Below are 18495 nucleotides of genomic sequence, written 5' to 3' on the forward strand. Positions count from 1 at the left end.
TTCAGCCCGACAATACGGCGTTCACCCTCGCCCAATCCCCTTCCCCGGGGATGCCGAACCTCAGCCAGTCCGACCGGTAGCTGAACGGTCGGACGAGCACGCCGGCAGCCGCCAGCCTGTCGAACCAGGCGGCGGCCTCAGGCGCCTCGGCCAGTCGGAACAGCGGCGTTCCCCCGACCACGCGCAGGCCCGCGGCAACCAGAAGCGCATCCAGCTTTTCCGCATCGGCCACCAGTCGGCCGACGAGCCGCTTGCTCCAGTCGGTGTCGGACAGCGCCCGGCGACCGATCTCCAGTGCCGGTCCCGGCACCGCCCAGGGCCCGAGCAGAGCCCGCAACCTTCCAATCCGATCTGCGCTTCCGAGCGCGAAACCCAGCCGCACGCCGGCGAGGCCATAGGTCTTGCCGAACGAGCGCAGCACCAGCACGTTGTCGGGCAGGCCGGCGGAGAGCAGGCTGGCGCCCGGGATCACATCCACGAACGCCTCGTCGACCACCAGCGTCGCGCCACGCCGGGCGAGGCGGGCGGCCTCGTCGAGGAGGTCCGCCGATGCGACCAGCCGGCCGTCCGGGTTGTTCGGGTTGACCAGGACCACCACGTCCGCGTCCCCGGCCGCGTCCAGCGCCGGCGCCTCCGTGACCGCTGAGCCGCCCGCAATCCAGGCGGCCGCGTGCTCGCCGTAGGTCGGCCCGACGACCGCCACGCGGCGGGCCGGCAGGATGCGCGGCAGCAATTGGATCAGGATCTGCGTGCCCGGCGCCGCGACGATCGCGACGTCGGCGGGCGCCGCGTAGGCGGCGCGCGCGGCGCCCAACAACGCAGCCTCGGCGTCCGCCTCCGGCAGGCGGGTGAAGCAGGCGGAGGGCAGGTCGCCGAAGGGGTAGGCGTAGGGGCTGATGCCTGTGGAGAGGTCGATCCACGGTTCCGGCGCCCGCGGGAAGGCGCGGCGCGCGGCAGCGAGGTTGCCGCCGTGGCGGCTCATCTCAGCCGCGACATCAGCCGAACCGTCTGCGCACGTCACCGGAGTCCCCTTCTTTCGGCCGCGTCGGGCGGTGGATGCATCCACCAGAACAGCGTGGGAATCAAGCCGGACGCTGGTCGGGGCCGCGGCGGAGGGCCCGGACTCCGTCCAGCTGCGACCGCCGTGGTTCGGAAAACCCGAACCTCGGCTCTTGAAACAAATATTTTCCTGAAGGGGCCTGCGGCGCTTTCATCAGGCGGATACCGCAGCAGCGGTCCCCCACGCTCCTCTTCCGGGACCTCAATCCATGATCCGCACAGGCGCCGAATACAAGGACAGCATCCGCGACGGCCGGGAGGTCCACGTCGGCGGCGAGCGGGTGAAGGACGTCACGGCCCACCCGATGTTCAAGCCGCTGGTCGACATCCGGGCGCGGATCTACGACATGCAGCACGAAGCGGCGACGCGGCATATCCTGGCCTTCGAACAGGACGGCGAGACCCACGCGGTCGCCAACAAGCTGCCGATCACCCAACAGGACTGGTGGGACAAGCGGCGGGCGACCGACACCGTGCTGGAGACGATCGGCGGCGTGGTCACCCGCGTCGGCGACGAGACCGTGGGCGAGATGTGGTCGCTGTTCGACGGGCAGGACGTGCTCAACGAGGTGGACCCGCAGTTCTCGGCGAACATTCGCACCCATATCGACAAGGTGCTGCACACCGACCCCTTCCACGTCTCGGCCAACACCGATCCCAAGGGCGATCGCTCCAAGCCGCCGCAGGACCAGGACCCGGACATGCTGCTGCATGTGGTGCGGGAGACTGATGCCGGCATCGTCGTGCGCGGCGCCAAGTACGAAACGGCGGCCGCCTACGCCAACCAGGCCTTCACCAAGCCGACGATCGCCAACTGGGGCAACTCGGCGCTGTCCGACTATGCGGTCGGCTTCATCTGCGACCTCGGCTCGGCGGGCCTGAAGTTCATCTGCCGCACGGGTTTTGCGGGCCGCGCGCCGGCGGAGGACTACCCGCTCTCCAACCGGTTCGACGAGGTCGACACGCTGGTGATCTTCGACGACGTGCTGATCCCGTGGGAGAACGTGCTGTTCTACCGCCACACCAAGGCGGCGATGTTCATCCGGGCGACGCTGCACCGCTATTCGGCCTATGCCTTCGTCCAGCGCAACCTGAAGCTCGCCGACATGCTGATCGGCGCTGCCCTCTTCAACGCGCGCCAGACCGGGCTGGACAAGCAGCAGGCCGTTCAAGAGAAGCTCGCGCAGCTCGCCGTCTATCGGGAGGGCATCAACGCTCACCTGACCGCCGCGATCGCGCTTGCCGAGCGCTCGCCGGGCGGCCTCCTGATGCCCAACCAGTCGCTGCTCTATGCCGGGCGCGTGCTCGCCTGCTCGCAGCTGCACGAGATGATGCACATCGCCCGCGAGCTCTGCGGCGGGCAGATCTGCGTGACGCCGGACAAGGCTGCGTTCGACGCGCCGGAGACCAAGCCCTGGCTCGACAAGTACTACACCGTCAACGAGGACTGGGTGGCAGACGACCGGCGCAAGCTGCTCGCCTTTGCGCGCGACATGCTGAACTCCGACTACGCCGGGCACCGGCTCACCTTCCAGCTGTTCGCCCAGTCGCCGCCCTATGCGCATCTGGCCGCGGTCTACCGGAACTTCGACTGGGACGGGCCGCTGGAGTTCGTGCAGAAGGCGGCCGGCCTCTCCGACAGGGTGCTCGGCGCCACGACGCGCACGCCCGGCGACAGCGCGGTCAGCCGCTGGTTCAACGCCGGGATCACCCGCACCGCGGCGGAATGACGAGCGGTCGGCCTCGGCCGGGAAAGGGCGGTCCGATGAACGCGGTCGCAAAGCATGAGGGCGATCCTCTCAAGGCGAAGTTCCTCGGCGGCATGAGCTCGGCCGCCGCCACGGTCAACGTGGTGACCACGGACGGGCCGGCCGGACGCTTCGGCGTGACCGTTTCGGCGATGTCGTCGGTGTCGGCTGACATGGAGCAGCCGACGCTGCTGGTCTGCGTGCACGAGCGGAGCGCCACGGCCGGGGCGATCCTCGCCAACGGCGTATTCTGCGTCAACGTCCTGCGCGACGACCAGGCCGAGGTCGCCGACGTCTTCGCCGGACGACGGCCCGCAGAGGCCGGCGACAAGTTCTCCGGCATCGGCTGGACGCCCGGGACGACCGGCGCCCCTGCCCTCGCGGGCGCGCTCGTGGTGTTCCACTGCCGCCTCCTCAGCCACCAGCAGGTCGGCACCCACCATGTGCTGATCGGCGCGGTGGAGGACGTGACCCGGGGGCACGCCGGCCTGCCGCTGATCTATCAGGATCGGTCCTACGGCCGGCCGGCGCGCCTCTCCCCCTGATCCCCAGCCCCCTTCCCCAAGGATCGACGATGGCCGTCCACAAGCGCATCCGCCCGTTCAACACCGGCGCGACCTATCCGGAGCAGAAGCTCGACAACGATCTCTGCCAGGTGGTGGTGGCCAAGGGCACCTTCGTTTTCTGCCGGGGACAGATCGGGCAGAACCTCGACACCAGCGAAAGCGTCGGCATCGGCGATGCGGCCGCCCAGACCGAGCAGGCGATGGCCAACATCAAGATGCTGCTGGAGGAGGCGGGGTCCGACCTCTCGCACATCTGCAAGATCACCATCTACATCGTCGATCCGCGCTACCGGGAACCGGTGTACCGGGTGGTCGGCAAGTGGCTGAAGGGCGTGTTCCCGGTCTCCACCGGCATCGTGGTGTCCGGCCTCGCCCGTCCGGAATGGCTGGTGGAAGTGGACGCCACCGCCGTGATCCCGGAGTGAGTCGATGACCTTTTCGATCTCCGCCCGCTGCCCGCGCACCGGCGCCTTCGGCATCGCCATCTCGTCTTCCTCGCCGGCGGTGGCGGCGCGCTGCTCGCACGCGCGGGCCGGCGTCGGGGTGGCGGCGAGCCAGAACATCACCGATCCGCGGCTGGGGCAGCGGGCGCTGGAGCTGATGGCGGAGGGCCTTTCCGCGGATGCGGCGCTCACCGCTCTTCTGGATGGTTATCCGCACGGCGCGTACCGCCAGCTGGCGCTGGTCGACGCCGACGGCGGTGTCGCCTTCCATTCCGGAGAGAAGGCGCTCGGCACGGTCGGCGCGGCGATCGGCTCCGGTGTGATCGCGATCGGCAACCTGCTCGCCCACGCAGGCGTTCCGCAGGCGATGGTGGAGGCCTATGAAGCGGCACGCGGGCCGTTTCCGTCGCGGCTGCTGGCGGGGCTGGAAGGCGGACTGGCGGCGGGCGGCGAGGCGGGCCCGGTTCATTCGGCCGGGCTTCTGGTGGTGCGCGACGTTCCCTGGCCGATCGCCGACCTCCGGGTCGACTGGGCCGACGACGACCCGATCGGCGCGCTGCGGCGGCTCTGGGACATCTACGCGCCGCAGCTCGAGGCCTACGTCACGCGCGGACTGGACCCGACTGAGGCGCCGAGCTTCGGCGTGCCGGGCGACCCCTGAGCCGGCGCCATGTCTGCAACATCAGGCAGGGCCCGCGAAAGTCCGGATTCATCGACTTCACAGAGCCGCTGGAAGCGCGCGGTCTGGAAGCGGCCGATCGGGCCGCGCGAGGCAAACTCCAGCGGGTCGGCTTCCAGGTAGGGTATCCTCGGCTCCGGCTCCCGATTGCGCAGCAGCCTGATCGGGTTCAACGAGCCGATGAGGTTCATGACGAAGTGCTTGCCCATCCGAAGAAGCACCGGCGGGTCCAGGCGCGCCAGTTCCCAGGTGGACGCGAAGAAGCGGTCGAAACGGCGCGCCCTCAAGAAGTTGACGCGGGCATAGTGGAGCGCCCCCGCCATGATCCAGCGCCTGGTCTCCTCGGACAGCTGGGGATTGGCCTCCAGATGGTTGCGGGTGGTGGCGATCATGCCCTCGGCCATTCGCGCCCGGTTGCTGGACATGCTGCCTTCATAGACGCGGTAGCCAACCAGGAACTCGGGCACGAAGGCCACCTTGTAGCGGGCGACGATCTTCATCTCGAAGTCGAAATCCTCGCAGCCGCCGATCCCCGCGGCGCGGTAGGAGCTGTCGTAGCCGCCGACCGCCAGCGCAGCGTCTCGGCGCACCAGAAGGGCGCTGCCGTTGCCGACGCTCTTGAAATAAAAATGCCGGGCAAGGATATCGCCGCTGTAGATCACGGTGGCGCCCTGGCTGATGACGTCGTCGAACTCGTCAATCCGGCGGTGGAGCGTGAACACAGCGCCCCATTCCGGGCCGTTGCAGCTTCGCAGAGCATCCACCTGCCGACGGATCTTCTCGGGATGCCAGAGATCGTCGGCGTCGAGGAAGGCGACGAGTTCTCCGGCGGCGGCGGCAAGACCGGCGTTGCGGGCGGCGGCCACACCGCCGTTCGGCGTGTTCAGGATCCGGATGCGCGGATCCGACGCCGCAAACTCCTGAGCGATACTCAGAGTCGAATCCGTCGACCCGTCGTTGACGATCAGGATCTCGACGGTGCGGTAGCTTTGATGAACTGCCGTGCGGAGCGTTCTCGCCAGATAGGTTTCAGCGTTGTACGCCGGTATGATTATGCTCACCAACGGATCTTGGCGATCTCCAGCGATCTCTTCACTTCCATGCATCGCGACGACCTTTTGTCAGCCTTTGCGACACATGCTAACAGGCAAATGTTTTTCTTCCGCAGCCAGACACGATAAAAATGCGATTAAACATATCGATGTATATTCACAATATGTGATGTTTCCACTTTTTCCCGACAATCGGGATGTTATGGTGAAGACCTATTGCCGATAGGGGTCTTTGCCGTGAAGAACATACTAGTTGCCGGGGGATGCGGTTTCATTGGCTCCCACCTCTGCGATCACCTTCTTCAACGTAGCGACGTAGGGTTGTGCGTCGTTGTCGATAATCTCTGGACCGGCCGCAAGGAGAACCTCGCCCACGTCCAGGATCCACGTCTCAAGATCGTGGTCACTGACGTCGAGGCCTTCCAGAGCGACGTTCTCTTCGACGAAGTCTACCACCTCGCCTCGCCGGCTTCGCCGCCGTGGTACATGACCGAGCCGAAGCGGACGATCTCCGCCAACCTCCTCGGCGCCATGCGGCTGCTGCACCTGCTGAAGCCCGGCGGCCAGTTTGCCTTCACCTCCACGTCGGAGGTCTACGGAGACCCCCTCGTTTCGCCGCAGCCGGAAAGCTACCGGGGTTCGGTGGATTGCACCGGCCCGCGCTCGTCCTACGACGAGAGCAAGCGGTGCACGGAGTCGCTGCTGTTCGAGATGCGCCGCACCGAGAAGCTTAACGTTCGCGTGGTGCGCCTCTTCAACGTCTACGGGCCGCGGACGCGCCCGGACGATGGGCGCGCGGTGTCGAACTTCATCACGCAGGCTCTGGCCGGCAAGCCGATCACGATCTACGGCGACGGCATGCAGTCCCGCAGCTGGGGCTACGTGGACGACATCGTGGAAGGCCTCGCCCGCTTCTTCTGGCGGGACCAGCACGGCTACGACGGCCCGCTGAACGTGGGCAACGAGCGCGAGATCCCGGTGATCGAGGTGGCGCGCCACATCGCCCAGCTGGTGCCCGGCACCACCCTGGTCCACCGCGATCCGGTGCCGCAGGATCCCACCAACCGTCGTCCCGACCTCACCATCGCCAGAAAGGTGTTGCCTGGCTGGGAGTGCCGGATACCCTACGAACTCGGCGTCCAGCTGAACCTGGAGTGGTTCAAGGACCACCTCAAGGCCGGCGGCCCGGACCAGCAAGACGTCCGCGTGGCCTGACGCCAAGAACGGATGACCCGTGGTCCGCCTGCCTGACTTCAGCTACGAGCGTTCGATCGTCTCCCTGCTCCTGAGGATGCTCGGCGGGAAACGGTTGACGCTCGTGCTCGTCGTTGTTCTCGGGCTGCTGGCGTCGGCCTTCGAAGGCGTCGGCCTCTACCTTTTCCTGCCGCTGCTCGACGCCCTGGACGGTCCGGTCGACCTTTCCCAGCTGCCGGGCTGGCTGCGCGCCGCGGTGCAGGCCATCCCGGAGGGTTGGCTGGTGCCGGCGCTCGTCGGCCTGGTGCTTCTCAGCGTGATCGCCAAGAATGCGATCGGCTATCTCAACGCGGCGGTGTTCACCTCGCTCGATACGGCCGCCGCGCATACGATGCGCCGCGAGTTCTACAGGAGCGTCCTCCGGGCGAGCTTCGGCTTCCTCAATGGCGAGCCCTCGGGGCGGATCGCCAACGCTCTCTTCTCGGAGACCTGGCGCGCGGCGAGTGCGCTCGGCGTGGTCTATGCGCTGATCACGGACGCCACCGCGGCCGTCATCCTGATCGCCGTGCTGGCCTACATCTCGTGGTCGACCACGCTTCTGGTCATCCCCTTCGTCGGGTTGATCCTCGTCGTGCTGCAGCTGCTCACCCGGCAGGCCAAGGACCTCGGCCGCAGCGCCACCGAGGCCAACGCGGCGCTCACCAAACGCGGCTGGGAGGGCCTGGCGGGCCTGAAGACCATCCGGCTGTTCGGACGGGAGTCCTACGAGCTTGACCGCTTCGCCGCCGCCTCCGACACGGTGCGTAGGTGCTTCCGCCGGATGAACCTGATCTCGCTGACGATCCAGCCCGCCTTCGAGGTGCTGATCGCCTTCGCAGTCTGCACCTGGATCATCGTGCTGCACCAGACGGGAACCGGCCTTTCGACGCTGGCCGTGTTCCTGCTGGTGCTCTACCGGCTGCAGCCGAAGGTGCGCGGGATCATGTCGGCCCGCATCGCACTGCTGGAACATGGCAGCGCGGTGCTGGAGATCGATCGCCTGCAGCGGGCGTCGGCGGTGTCGCACATCGCTTCCGGAACGACCCCGATCCCCCGGTTCCGCCGCGAGATCCGCTTCGACAAGGTCGGCTACAGCTACCCGGGCAGCGACACGGCCAGCCTGCACGAGGTGGACCTGACGATCCGGCACAACGCCACCACCGCGGTGGTCGGCCGGTCGGGCGCGGGCAAGTCCACGCTCCTCAGCCTGGTCTGCCGGCACATGGATCCGACCTCGGGGTCGATCACCGTGGACGGCATTCCGCTCGACGAGCTTCGGCTGGACGACTGGTACGAGCGGATCGCGGTGGTGACGCAGGAGGTCCACCTGTTCGCCGCCACCGTTCGCGACAACATCGCCTACGGCCTCGTCGGCGCCACCGATGCAGACGTCGTGGAGGCGGCGCGGCTGGCCAATGCCGACGAGTTCATCCGCGCCCTGCCCCGCGGCTACGACACCGAAGTGGGCGACCGGGGGATCCTGCTGTCCGGCGGTCAGCGGCAGCGGCTGGCGTTCGCGCGGGCGATCATCCGCAAGCCGGACCTGCTGATCCTCGACGAGGCGACCAACGCCCTCGACAGCTATGCGGAATCGCTGATCCAGGACGCGCTGCGGACGATCGGCAGCAAGGCGACCATCCTGATCGTCGCGCACCGGCTCTCCACCGTCCGCGACGCCGACGAGATCGTGGTGCTGGATGCGGGGCGGGTGGTCGAGCGCGGACCCTACGACCAGCTGATCCGGCGGCGGGGCGCTTTCGCCGAGATGATGGCGCTGCAGACCAAGGGCTGATCCGGCGGAGGTCCGCCCGACCTCACGGCCGTCCCGATGCGCTGCCGTAGGGGTCGGCGGAGGAATAGCGGTTCAGCCCGTAGCGGGCAGCGTCGTTCGGCGGGCGGGCCGGCCGCTGCCTCAGCGTCTCCCAGAGCTTCATGGAAAGCGACTGGTCCTCCAGGCCGGCGGCCGGGAGGGTATTGGCGGGGATCTCGATCCGGATCTCCCCGGTTTCCTGGCTGCCCGATACCACCCAGCCGAGCTTGGGCAGGTCCAGGCGGAAGTCGGCGCGCTCGACGGGCAGCGGCACGGCCGGGGCGGTCCAGAACGGATCGACGGGCGGCTGCATGATGGCCAGCGTCAGCGACCGCAGACCCCAATGGCAGCTGCCGGGGCCGGTGTAGCGGTCGACGAGGCGCAGATCGGTTTCCAGGTAGCCCATGGTGAGCGAGCCGTCGCGCAGGACGTCGCGTTCCACGAAGTAGGTCCAGGTGGCGTCCAGCGCGCGGCGGGCGAGGCCGGGCGGTATGGCGGCGGGATCGAGCATGGAGGCGGCGAGCACGGGGCTCGGAACCGCGGTGCGGTAGCAGGCGCTGCGACCGAGGATCGGGATGCCCCGCGGTGAGACGAGATGGGCGGTGAGGCGGCCGCTTTCGACCAGCGCAGGGACCAGGAACGCCGGGTCGAAGTCCGGCTTCATCTGGTGAATCCAGAACAGGTCGTAGCTGATGCCCCAGGCGTTGTAGAAGTCCACCTCGCCGGTCGGCCCGTCGGTGAACCAGCCGCTTTCGCGCAGGTTGGCGATGAAGGTGCGGTATCCGTTGCGCTCGACCTGTGGAATCCGGCCGACGGTGTCCAGGAAGGTCGCCACCACGACCTGGAACAGGTCCCAGTTGTTGCGGAAGGTGATCTCGGCGCGAACCGCCTGGAGGAGCCAGGCCGCGACCTGCGCCTGCTCGGCCTCGCCGAGCCGGTCCCAAAGCACCGGCCGGGTGAGCCAGAGGAGGCGCGCGATGTCGGCGCTTTCCACGATCCGCTGGTCGTCGCCGCGCACATCGCCCCAATAGGACGGGCCGTCGGGATCGGTTCCGGCCAGGATGCCCTGGCGCAGGACCGCGACGAGGTCCACCGGCTCGCCGCTCGCCGGGTCGGGGATCACCGCTGGCCGTCCGCTGTGGATCCAGGCGCCGAGGAGCGGCGCGGTGCGGGCGAAGCCCTCCAGGCCGCTCACCCGGAATCCGCGGTCGGACGGCAGGCCGGTGTAGTCGACGCGGGCGAAATCGGCCGAGGCGTTGGCGACGAAGCCGGCCAGGAAGTAGCCGAACAGCGCCTCGAAGCGGGCGGCGGGCGCGGCGCGGCCGTCGAGGAAGGCGGCGGCAGCGGCGCGATCGGCGGCAGTCGGCCGCTCGCTCATGGCGCGGTAGCTGGACCAACCGTCCACCGCGTCCCGACGGACGATCGCGGCGGAGAGCACGCCGGCCAGCACCAGCACCGACAAGGCCGCGATCCACCGCCGCATCGTCCAGGCGCCTCCGTTCACGTTGTTGCTGTGCAAGGTACAGCATCGCTTGCGGCCGTCCCACCCGCGTTCGCGGCCCCGTGTCGGATTGCCATCGCAGGCGCGCTCGGGCAAGGTTCCCCAGGCGGGGGCGGCATGCGTTTCACCTTCAGGCAGCTGGAGTATTTCATCGCGGCGGGGGAGACCGGCTCGATCACGCTCGCCTCCGAGCGGATCAACATTTCCCAGCCTTCGATCTCCACCGCGATCTCCCAGCTGGAGCAGGAACTCGGCGTCCAGCTCTTCATCCGCCATCACGCGCAAGGGCTATCGCTGACGCCGGCAGGCCGGGTGCTGCTGGGCGACGCCAAGCGGTTGATCGAGCAGGCGGAGGGTCTCTACACATCCGCCTCGGAGGTGACCGACCAGATCCGGGGGCGGCTTTCCGTCGGCTGCCTGGTGACGCTGGCGCCGATGGTGCTGCCGGAGCTCAGCTACTCGTTCACCGCCGCCTTTCCGGCGACCACCGTCCGGCATCACGAGAACCACCAGGAATGGCTGCTGGAGGGGCTCAGGCGGTCGGAGATCGACGTGGCGATCACCTACGACCTGCAGATCCCGGAGGGCATAGCGTTCACCCCGCTCGTCCAGTTGCCGGCGCACGTGGTGGTGAGCGAGTCGCACCCGTTCGCGCGGCTCTCGGCGGTGACGCTGCAGGAACTGGCCGGCGAGCCGCTGATCCTCCTCGACCTGCCGATGAGCAGGGAGTATTTCCTCGCCCTCTTCATGGCGGTCGGGATCCAGCCGACGGTGCATTCGCGTTCCAGCCACCAGGACGTGGTGCGCACGATGGTCGCCAACGGCTACGGCTACACGCTCGCCAACGTGCGGCCCCGGTCGGACTTCGCGCTCGACGGGCGGAAGGTTGTGCGGGTGCGGCTGGCGGGCGACCACCGGCCGATGACGATGGGGCTGGTGACGCTCGCGCGGCTTAAGAAATCGCGGCTGCTGGAGGCGTTCGAGCGGCACTGCCAGTCGTTCATCTCGGACGCCTACATCCCCGGCATGGTGGCACCGGCACTGGAGCGGCGCTCGCTCCGCGCGAAATCGGCCGGCGACGGGGTTGGTTTTAAAAAACCGAACCAGGAAAATTGAAAAGACTATTTTTTCCGACCCAAGGACGGTGATTGGATTTGCCGATCGAGACGGAGAGGGCGGCAGGAAAAGGCCGGTCCGCCGCCGGTGCGCGCTCCAGGGACGCCGATTTTCTACAAGGCGGGCCGCGCCGGACGGAATGCTCCCGCCGCTCGGCGACTGATTTCGCGCCCGGCATGAGCCGAGGCCATCCAGGGGGGTCCAAACCGATGACCATTTCGTCCGCGATGCGCGCCGCCGCCGTCGCTCTCGCCGCATCCGCTTCGCTCGCCGCCGGCGCGGCGCAGGCCGAGCCGCTGCGCCTCGGCATGACCACGTGGGTCGGCTACGGCCCGTTGTTCCTGGCCCGCGACATGGGCTTCTTCAAGGAATATGGCGTCGACGTCGAGCTGCAGATCATCGAGGACGCCTCGCTCTACATGGCCGCGGTCGCCGCCGGCAACCTGGAGGGCAACGCCTCCACGCTCGACGAGATCATGAAGTACCGTTCGCCGGAGTTCTGCTTCAAGGCGGTTGTCGCGCTCGACGACAGCCATGGCGGCGACGGCGTGCTGGTGGCCGACGGCATCAATTCGCTGCAGGACATCAAGGGCAAGGAAGTCGGCATGAACGAGGGCTCGGTGAGCCAGTTCTGGTTCAACCAGCTGCTCACCAAGGAAGGCATGACGGAAGCCGACGTCACGATCACCAACATGACCGCCGACGACGCCGCTGCCGCCTTCATCGCCGGCCGCATCCCGGTCGCCGTCACCTGGGAACCGCACCTGACGCTGGTGCGCACCCAGAAGACCGGCAAGGTGCTGATCGACTCCTCCACCACCCCCGGCGCGATCGTCGACGTGGTCGACATCACCTGCGACTACATCGAGAAGCACCCCGACAAGGTCGAGGGCTTCGTCAAGGGCGTCTACAAGGCGATGGACTACATCAAGGCCGAGCCGGAGAAGGCCTACGAGGTGATGGCCAAGGGCGTCGGCGGCTACCTCTCCAACCCGGCCGACTTCGCCGGCGCGGCAGCCGGCGTGCGGTTCTACGACCGGGCCCGCAACATCGAGTTCTTCGGCACCCCGGAGGCTGGCGAGGCGAAGGACCTGATGGCGCTCGGCGCCAAGATCTGGGGCGGCTTCGGCAAGCTCAAGATGGAGATCGGCTACGCCGACCTGATCGAGCCGAAGTGGCTGACCGTCGAGCCGTGACCGTCTGAGCCAACCGGCGCGGCACCAGCCGCGCCGGCCCGCCTTTCGCGAAAGAGCGCCATCCCGTGAAGAAGAAGAGCCTCTTTATTCCCTTCGGCGACATTCCCGGCCGGATCGTGATCGGGGCTGGGGTCACCGTGTGGGTGGCACTGCTCGCCGCCTGGGTGTTGGTCAGCAACGCCGGCGTGGTGCCGAAGATGTTTCTCCCGACGCCGCAGGCCGTGATCGGCGCGGCTCAGGAGCTCGGCGGCGACGGGCGGCTTCTCACCCACACGCTCGCCAGCGCGCAGGTCGTGCTGCTCGGCTTCTTCATCTCGTCGGCGATCGCCGTGCCGGTCGGGCTCTGGATGGGCACCTACAAGGTGGTGCAGGCCGCGTTGGAGCCGGTGGTCAACTTCGTGCGCTACCTTCCCGTCTCCTCCTTCGTGCCGCTGTTCATCCTGTGGATCGGCATCGGCATCGAGCAGCGGGTGGCGGTGATCTTCTTCGGCACCTTCTTCCAGCAGCTCGTGATGATCGCCGACAGCGCGCGCAGCGTTCATCCCGACCTCATCAACGCCTCCTACACGCTCGGCACCAAGCGCTCGGAGGTGGTTTGGCACGTGATCTTCCCGGCGGCGCTGCCTGGGATCATGGACACCCTCCGCGTGACGATGGGCTGGGCCTGGACCTATCTGGTCGTCGCCGAGCTGGTCGCGGCTTCCTCCGGCCTCGGCTACATCAGCATGAAGGCGATGCGCGGCTTCCAAGTGGAGATCATCTTTCTGGCCATCGCCACCATCGGCCTGCTCGGCCTGATCACCGACCAGGCCTTCCGCCATCTCCGGACCCGGGTCGCGCCATGGGCACGGTGAAGCAGTTCCGCCCGGTGCCCGAGCCGGGGGCGGCCGACGCCGCGCCGCGCAGCGGCACCGCGACAAGCCTCTCGGTGCGCTCCGTCGACCTGCAGTACGGCGGTCCTCAGGGAACGCTGGCGCTCGACCGGGTCTCGTTCGAAGTGCCGGAGAACCAGTTCTGCGTCCTCGTCGGACCCTCGGGCTGCGGCAAGTCCAGCCTGCTCTACCTGATCGCGGGGCTGCACGAGGTCACCAACGGCACGATCGCCGTCAACGGCAAGCAGGTCGACGAGCCCGGCCGCGACCGCGGCATGGTGTTCCAGAGCTACACCCTCTTCCCGTGGCTCACCGTTCGCGAAAACGTGGAATATGGCCCCAAGCGGCAGGGCATGGACGCGGCGACGCGGCGCGCCATCGCCGACCGCTTCCTCGCCGAAGTTGGGCTCACCCAGTTCGCCGACCACCACCCGAGCCAGCTTTCCGGCGGCATGAAGCAGCGCGTGGCGATCGCCCGGGCGCTTGCCAACGACCCGGACGTCCTCCTGATGGACGAGCCGTTCGGCGCGCTCGACAGCCAGACCCGCGGCGTGATGCAGAAGCTGCTGCTGCGGGTCTGGGAGCACAGCCACAAGACGGTGCTCTTCGTCACCCACGACATCGACGAGGCCATCCTGCTCGGCGACAGGGTGCTGGTGATGACCGCTCGCCCCGGCCGGATCAAGGCGGACCTCCTCGTCGACATCCCCCGGCCGCGCTCGATGGACATGGTGCTGGAGCCGGAGTTCATCGCGCTCAAGCGCAAGATCATCGGCCTCCTCCACGACGAGATCGACGAGGAGCACTAGCGGCCGGCCCGGCCGGCCCGAGCCTGCCCTCACCTTGCGGCCTCCCACGACCGCCGGACCCGCAACCGCCGTCGCGGCGAACGGCGGCGCATACCCCGGATGCATGCCATGCTCGACAAGCCCGCCGCCCAGCCGTCCACCGTGCGCGATCCGCGCTTCGACATCCTGTTCGAGCCGGTGAAGATCGGGCCGGTGACGGCACGGAACCGGTTCTATCAGGTGCCGAACTGCAACGGCATGGGCTACCGGGATCCGTCCGGCGCGGCGATGATGCGCAAGATCAAGGCCGAGGGCGGCTGGTCGGTGGTCTGCACCGAGCAAGCGGAGATCCACCACAGTTCGGAGATCACGCCGTTCATCGAGGCGCGGATCTGGGGCGAGGACGACATTCCGGCGCTCGCCCGCTCGGCCGATTGGATCCATGAGCATGACGCGCTCGCCGGCCTGGAGCTCTGCTACAACGGCGCCAACAGCCCGAACTTCACCTCCCGCGAGATCCCGATGGGGCCGGCGGACCTGCCCGTCGCGACCTTCACCTTCGATCCGGTGCAGGCCCGCGCCATGGACCGTACCGACATCCGCAATCTCGTCCGTTGGCACGGGCAGGCCGCCCGGCGGGGCAAGCGGGCAGGCTTCGACATCCTCTACGTCTATGCCGGCAAGTTCCTGGGCGGGCCGATGTTCTTCCTGTCCCGGCGCTACAACCAGCGCACCGACGAATACGGCGGCAGCCTGCAGAACCGCGTCCGCCTCCTCAAGGAGCTGATCGAGGAAACTAAGGAGGCGGCCGGCGACCAGTGCGGCGTCGTCTGCCGGATCTCCACCGACGAGCTGATCGGACCCGCGGGCCTGCACCGGGAAGAGGCCAAGGAGATCATCGCGCTCCTCGACGAGTACCCTGACATGTGGGACCTCACGCTGTCCGGCTGGGAGAACGACAGCCAGACGTCGCGCTTTGCCGAGGAGGGCTACCAGGAGCCCTTCGTCACGACAGTCAAGCAGGTGACAAGGAAGCCGGTGGTCGGCGTCGGCCGGTTCACATCGCCGGACCTGATGGTCCGCATGGTCCGCCAAGGCATTCTCGACATGATCGGCGCGGCGCGACCCTCGATCGCCGATCCCTTCCTGCCAAAGAAGATCGAAGAAGGCCGGATGGAGGACATCCGGGAGTGCATCGGCTGCAACATCTGTGTTTCCGGCGATTTCACGATGTCGCCGATCCGCTGCACCCAGAACCCCACCATGGGCGAGGAATGGCGGCGTGGATGGCATCCGGAACGGATCCGTCCCAAGGAGGCGGAAGGAACGGTCCTCGTCGTCGGCGCCGGACCGGCCGGCCTGGAGGCAGCGCTGTCGCTCGGCCGTCGCGGTCACGAGGTCAAGCTCGCGGAAGCCGGCACCGTGCTCGGTGGGCGGGTCGAGCGGGAATGCCGCCTACCCGGCCTGTCGGCCTGGGGCCGCGTCCGCGACTACCGGGTCGGCCAGATCGGCCGGATGACCAACGTGGAGGTCTACCGCGACAGCCGGCTCTCGGCCGACGACGTGCTCTCCTTCGGCTTCGAGCATGTCGTGCTGGCGACGGGGTCGCACTGGCGAGCCGATGGCGTCGGCCGCTTCCACCAGTCGCCAGTCGCGATCGATCCGTCGATGCCGGTGCTGACGCCGGACGACGTCATGGCCGGACGTACGGCGACCGGGCGGATCGTCGTGTTCGACGACGACCACTACTACATGGGCGGCGTCATCGCGGAGAAACTTGCGCGAGACGGGGCCGCGGTCACGCTGGTCACGCCCGCTCTGATGGTTTCCGCGTGGACCATCAACACCATGGAGCAGCACCGGATCCAGGCCCGCCTGATGGAGCTCGGCGTTGAGATCCTGGTCTCCAAACTCCCCACTGACGTCGGGGCCGGGCACGTCGGTCTCGCCTGCACCGTGACCGGGCGGGAGAGCACTCTTGAAACGGACGGCGTGGTGATGGTCACCGCACGCACTCCCGATCTGGCGCTCTTCCACGCACTCTCCGCACGCGAAAACGAGTGGGCCGGCGCCGGCATCCGCTCGGTCACCCGCGTCGGCGATGCCGTCGCGCCAGGGACCATCGCAGCGGCCGTCTACTCCGGCCATCGCTATGCCGAGGAACTCGGCGCTGTCATCGATCCCGACGTCACCCCCTTCCGCCGCGAAGTTGCGAGGCTCCTATGAACGCGCCCGTCACCACCGCCCGGGATCCGCGGTACGACATCCTGTTCGAGCCGGTAAAGCTCGGTCCGAAGGTCACCAAGAACCGCTTCTACCAGGTGCCCCACTGCAACGGCCTCGGCTACCGGGACCCGACCGCCGCCGCCGTGATGCGCGGCATCAAGGCGGAGGGCGGCTGGGGCGTGGTGTGCACCGAGCAGGTGGAGTTCCACCACACGTCGGAGATCACGCCGTTCATCGAGCTGCGGCTGTGGGACGAGCGCGACATCCCGGTGCTGGCGCGGATGGCGGAGCACATCCATGCCCATGACGCGCTCGCGGGGGTGGAGCTCGCCTACAACGGCATGAACGGGCCCAACCTCTACAGCCGCGAAGTGCCGATGGGACCCTCGCACCTGCCGGTGATGACCTTCACCTACGATCCCGTGCAATCGCGCCGGATGGACCTTGAGGACATCCGCAACCTGCGCCGCTGGCACCAGACGGCCGTCCGGCGCGCCAAGACGGCCGGGTTCGACATCATCTACGTCTACGCGGCGCACACCTTCGGCTTCCTGCATCACTTCCTCTCCCGGCGCTTCAACGATCGGACGGACGAGTACGGCGGTTCCATCAAGAACCGCGTCCGGCTCCTGAAGGAGGTGATCGAAGATAGCCTGGAAGCGGCGGGCGGGGATTGTGCGATCCCGGTGCGGATCTCGGTCGACGAGCTCCTGGGCGAAGCGGGCCTCCACAAGGACGAGGTGGAGGAGATGATCGGCGAGATTGCCGACCTGCCCGACTTCTGGGATCTCACCCTCTCCGGGTGGGACAACGACAGCCGCACCTCGCGCTTCGCCGAGGAGGGGCACGAGGAGCCGTTCATCTCCGGCATCAAGAAGCTGACCGGCAAGCCGGTCGTCGGGGTCGGCCGCTACACCTCCGTCGACCGGATGGTGTCGCTGGTGAAGAAAGGCATCCTCGACCTGATCGGCTGCGCCCGGCCGTCGATCGCCGACCCGTTCCTGCCCGCCAAAGTCAACGAGGGACGGATCGAGGACATCCGGGAGTGCATCGGCTGCAACATCTGCGTTTCCGGCGACCTGACGATGTCGCCGATCCGCTGCACCCAGAACCCGACCATGGCCGAGGAGTGGCGCCGCGGCTGGCATCCGGAAAAGGTCAGGCCTGCCCGGTCGCAGGAGCCTGTGCTGATCGTCGGTGCCGGGCCCGCCGGACTGGAGGCCGCCACGGTGCTTGGAAAACGCGGATATCCGGTAACGCTCGCGGAGGCGGGCACGGTGCTCGGCGGGCGGGTGGTCCGGGAGTCCCGGCTGCCCGGGCTCGCCGCCTGGATCCGGGTGCGCGACTACCGGCAGGGCCAGCTCACCAAGCTGCCCAACGTGGAGATCTACTTCGACAGCAAGCTCACGGCCGACGACGTGCTCGGCTTCGGCTTCCCCCGCGTGCTGATCGCCACCGGCGCCACATGGCGGCGGGACGGCATCGGTCACCAGCACACCACCGTCCTACCACCGCTTGAGAGAGGCGGGGATATTCTGACGCCGGACGACATCATGGACGGTTGCCTACCGAATGGGCGGACGGTCATCGTCTGGGATGACGACCACTACTACATGGGCAGTGTAGTCGCGGAAAAACTCGCTACAGAGGGCTACGTAGTGCACTACGTAACGCCGGCGCCGGAGGCCGCAACCTGGACGCGCGCTACCATGGAGCAGACCTTTATCCAACGGCGCATGCTGGAGGCTGGAATCCGGATCACGGTCGCCAGGACCTTGGCTGCCTACGGCAACCGAGAAGCTACCTTGCGTTGCATCTATACCGGCCGTGAGGAGACCTGCCCTGCCGACAGCCTCGTGCTGGTGACCGCTCGGCTGCCGAACGCGGGCCTCGCCGATGAGCTCAGGACAAGCAAATCAATCTGGCTCTCCAAAGGGCTGCGGGACGTTCAAGTCATCGCTGACGCGCTTGCGCCAGCCACGATCGCTCACGCAACCTATGCTGGCCGCAAGTATGCGGAAGAATTGGACGCTCCGATTGCTTCAGACGAGGTACCGCCCTTCCTTCGCGAGATTACCCAGTTGGCCTGACGTCGGGATGGCTTAGAACCGTACCCACGTTTTCGGCCCATCGAAGCTCCGGAATTACTGGGCGATTACGCCGCAGAGCAGCGTGCAGTTTCGCGCGAACAGTGCCGTCCCTCGCA

General features: G+C 67.7%; 15 protein-coding genes. 12 read left to right on the forward strand and 3 right to left on the reverse strand.

From position 1 onward, the window contains the following. Window position 1 precedes the first annotated feature (1 nt). Window positions 2-1021, reverse strand: a complete 1020-nt coding sequence (cobD, locus tag HZ321_RS18030) for a threonine-phosphate decarboxylase CobD (RefSeq protein ID WP_342343875.1) — start codon at window positions 1019-1021, stop codon at window positions 2-4. Window positions 1022-1268: 247 nt separating this feature from the next. On the opposite strand from cobD, the gene HZ321_RS18035 reads away from it, so the two are divergent. From HZ321_RS18035 to HZ321_RS18050, 4 genes are read left to right on the forward strand one after another with little or no spacing between them, the layout of a single operon-like run. Further along, window positions 1269-2789 carry a 4-hydroxyphenylacetate 3-hydroxylase family protein gene (locus HZ321_RS18035; protein ID WP_181703794.1) on the forward strand — a complete coding sequence of 507 codons (1521 nt, stop codon included), beginning with the start codon at window positions 1269-1271 and terminating at the stop codon, window positions 2787-2789. Between the two features lie 35 nt (window positions 2790-2824). Further along, window positions 2825-3352 carry a flavin reductase family protein gene (locus HZ321_RS18040; protein WP_181703795.1) on the forward strand — a complete coding sequence of 176 codons (528 nt, stop codon included), beginning with the start codon at window positions 2825-2827 and terminating at the stop codon, window positions 3350-3352. A 29-nt stretch (window positions 3353-3381) separates the two neighbouring features. Continuing rightward, the gene (locus tag HZ321_RS18045) at window positions 3382-3798 is read left to right on the forward strand and encodes a RidA family protein (protein WP_181703796.1); all 417 of its coding nucleotides are present in this window, start codon (window positions 3382-3384) and stop codon (window positions 3796-3798) included. 4 nt (window positions 3799-3802) lie between these two features. Then, window positions 3803-4477, forward strand: a complete 675-nt coding sequence (locus tag HZ321_RS18050) for a DUF1028 domain-containing protein (RefSeq protein WP_181703797.1) — start codon at window positions 3803-3805, stop codon at window positions 4475-4477. Here the strand turns inward: HZ321_RS18050 and HZ321_RS18055 are convergent. Next, complete coding sequence (locus HZ321_RS18055; protein ID WP_342343876.1) at window positions 4414-5556, reverse strand: glycosyltransferase family 2 protein; 1143 nt, start codon at window positions 5554-5556, stop codon at window positions 4414-4416. The genes HZ321_RS18050 and HZ321_RS18055 overlap by 64 nt on opposite strands. Before the next feature lie 228 nt (window positions 5557-5784). Here HZ321_RS18055 and HZ321_RS18060 point away from each other — a divergent pair, with 228 nt between their 5' ends. Beyond that, window positions 5785-6762: an NAD-dependent epimerase/dehydratase family protein gene (locus HZ321_RS18060; RefSeq protein WP_181703799.1), complete on the forward strand. Its 978-nt coding sequence runs from the start codon at window positions 5785-5787 to the stop codon at window positions 6760-6762. A 19-nt stretch (window positions 6763-6781) separates the two neighbouring features. Further along, on the forward strand, window positions 6782-8572 hold the full coding sequence (locus HZ321_RS18065) for an ATP-binding cassette domain-containing protein (protein ID WP_181703800.1): 1791 nt from the start codon (window positions 6782-6784) through the stop codon (window positions 8570-8572). Between the two features lie 22 nt (window positions 8573-8594). On the opposite strand, the gene HZ321_RS18070 is transcribed toward HZ321_RS18065, so the two are convergent. Then, window positions 8595-10073, reverse strand: a complete 1479-nt coding sequence (locus HZ321_RS18070; protein WP_181703801.1) for a DUF2264 domain-containing protein — start codon at window positions 10071-10073, stop codon at window positions 8595-8597. 135 nt (window positions 10074-10208) lie between these two features. Between HZ321_RS18070 and HZ321_RS18075 the strand changes: the two genes are divergently transcribed. From HZ321_RS18075 to HZ321_RS18100, 6 genes are all read left to right on the forward strand, one after another. Next, window positions 10209-11207, forward strand: a complete 999-nt coding sequence (locus HZ321_RS18075) for a LysR family transcriptional regulator (protein WP_181703802.1) — start codon at window positions 10209-10211, stop codon at window positions 11205-11207. Window positions 11208-11416: 209 nt separating this feature from the next. After that, the gene (locus HZ321_RS18080; protein ID WP_181703803.1) at window positions 11417-12403 is read left to right on the forward strand and encodes an ABC transporter substrate-binding protein; all 987 of its coding nucleotides are present in this window, start codon (window positions 11417-11419) and stop codon (window positions 12401-12403) included. A gap of 65 nt (window positions 12404-12468) precedes the next feature. Beyond that, on the forward strand, window positions 12469-13257 hold the full coding sequence (locus tag HZ321_RS18085; RefSeq protein ID WP_342343877.1) for an ABC transporter permease: 789 nt from the start codon (window positions 12469-12471) through the stop codon (window positions 13255-13257). Next, a complete protein-coding gene (locus HZ321_RS18090) occupies window positions 13245-14084 on the forward strand; it encodes an ABC transporter ATP-binding protein (RefSeq protein ID WP_181703804.1) in 840 nt (279 codons plus the stop codon). The genes HZ321_RS18085 and HZ321_RS18090 overlap by 13 nt, the downstream gene beginning before the upstream one ends. A 108-nt stretch (window positions 14085-14192) precedes the next feature. Then, entirely contained in the window at window positions 14193-16289 is a 2097-nt protein-coding gene (locus HZ321_RS18095) for an oxidoreductase (protein WP_194304064.1), read from the forward strand. Then, window positions 16286-18379 (forward strand): oxidoreductase, encoded by a 2094-nt coding sequence (locus HZ321_RS18100; protein WP_181703805.1) that lies wholly within the window; start codon window positions 16286-16288, stop codon window positions 18377-18379. Before HZ321_RS18095 ends, HZ321_RS18100 begins: the two co-directional genes overlap by 4 nt. The last annotated feature ends 116 nt before the right edge of the window (window positions 18380-18495 follow it).

The sequence above is a fragment of the Chthonobacter albigriseus genome, assembly GCF_013839445.1.
Lineage (GTDB): Bacteria > Pseudomonadota > Alphaproteobacteria > Rhizobiales > Pleomorphomonadaceae > Chthonobacter > Chthonobacter albigriseus.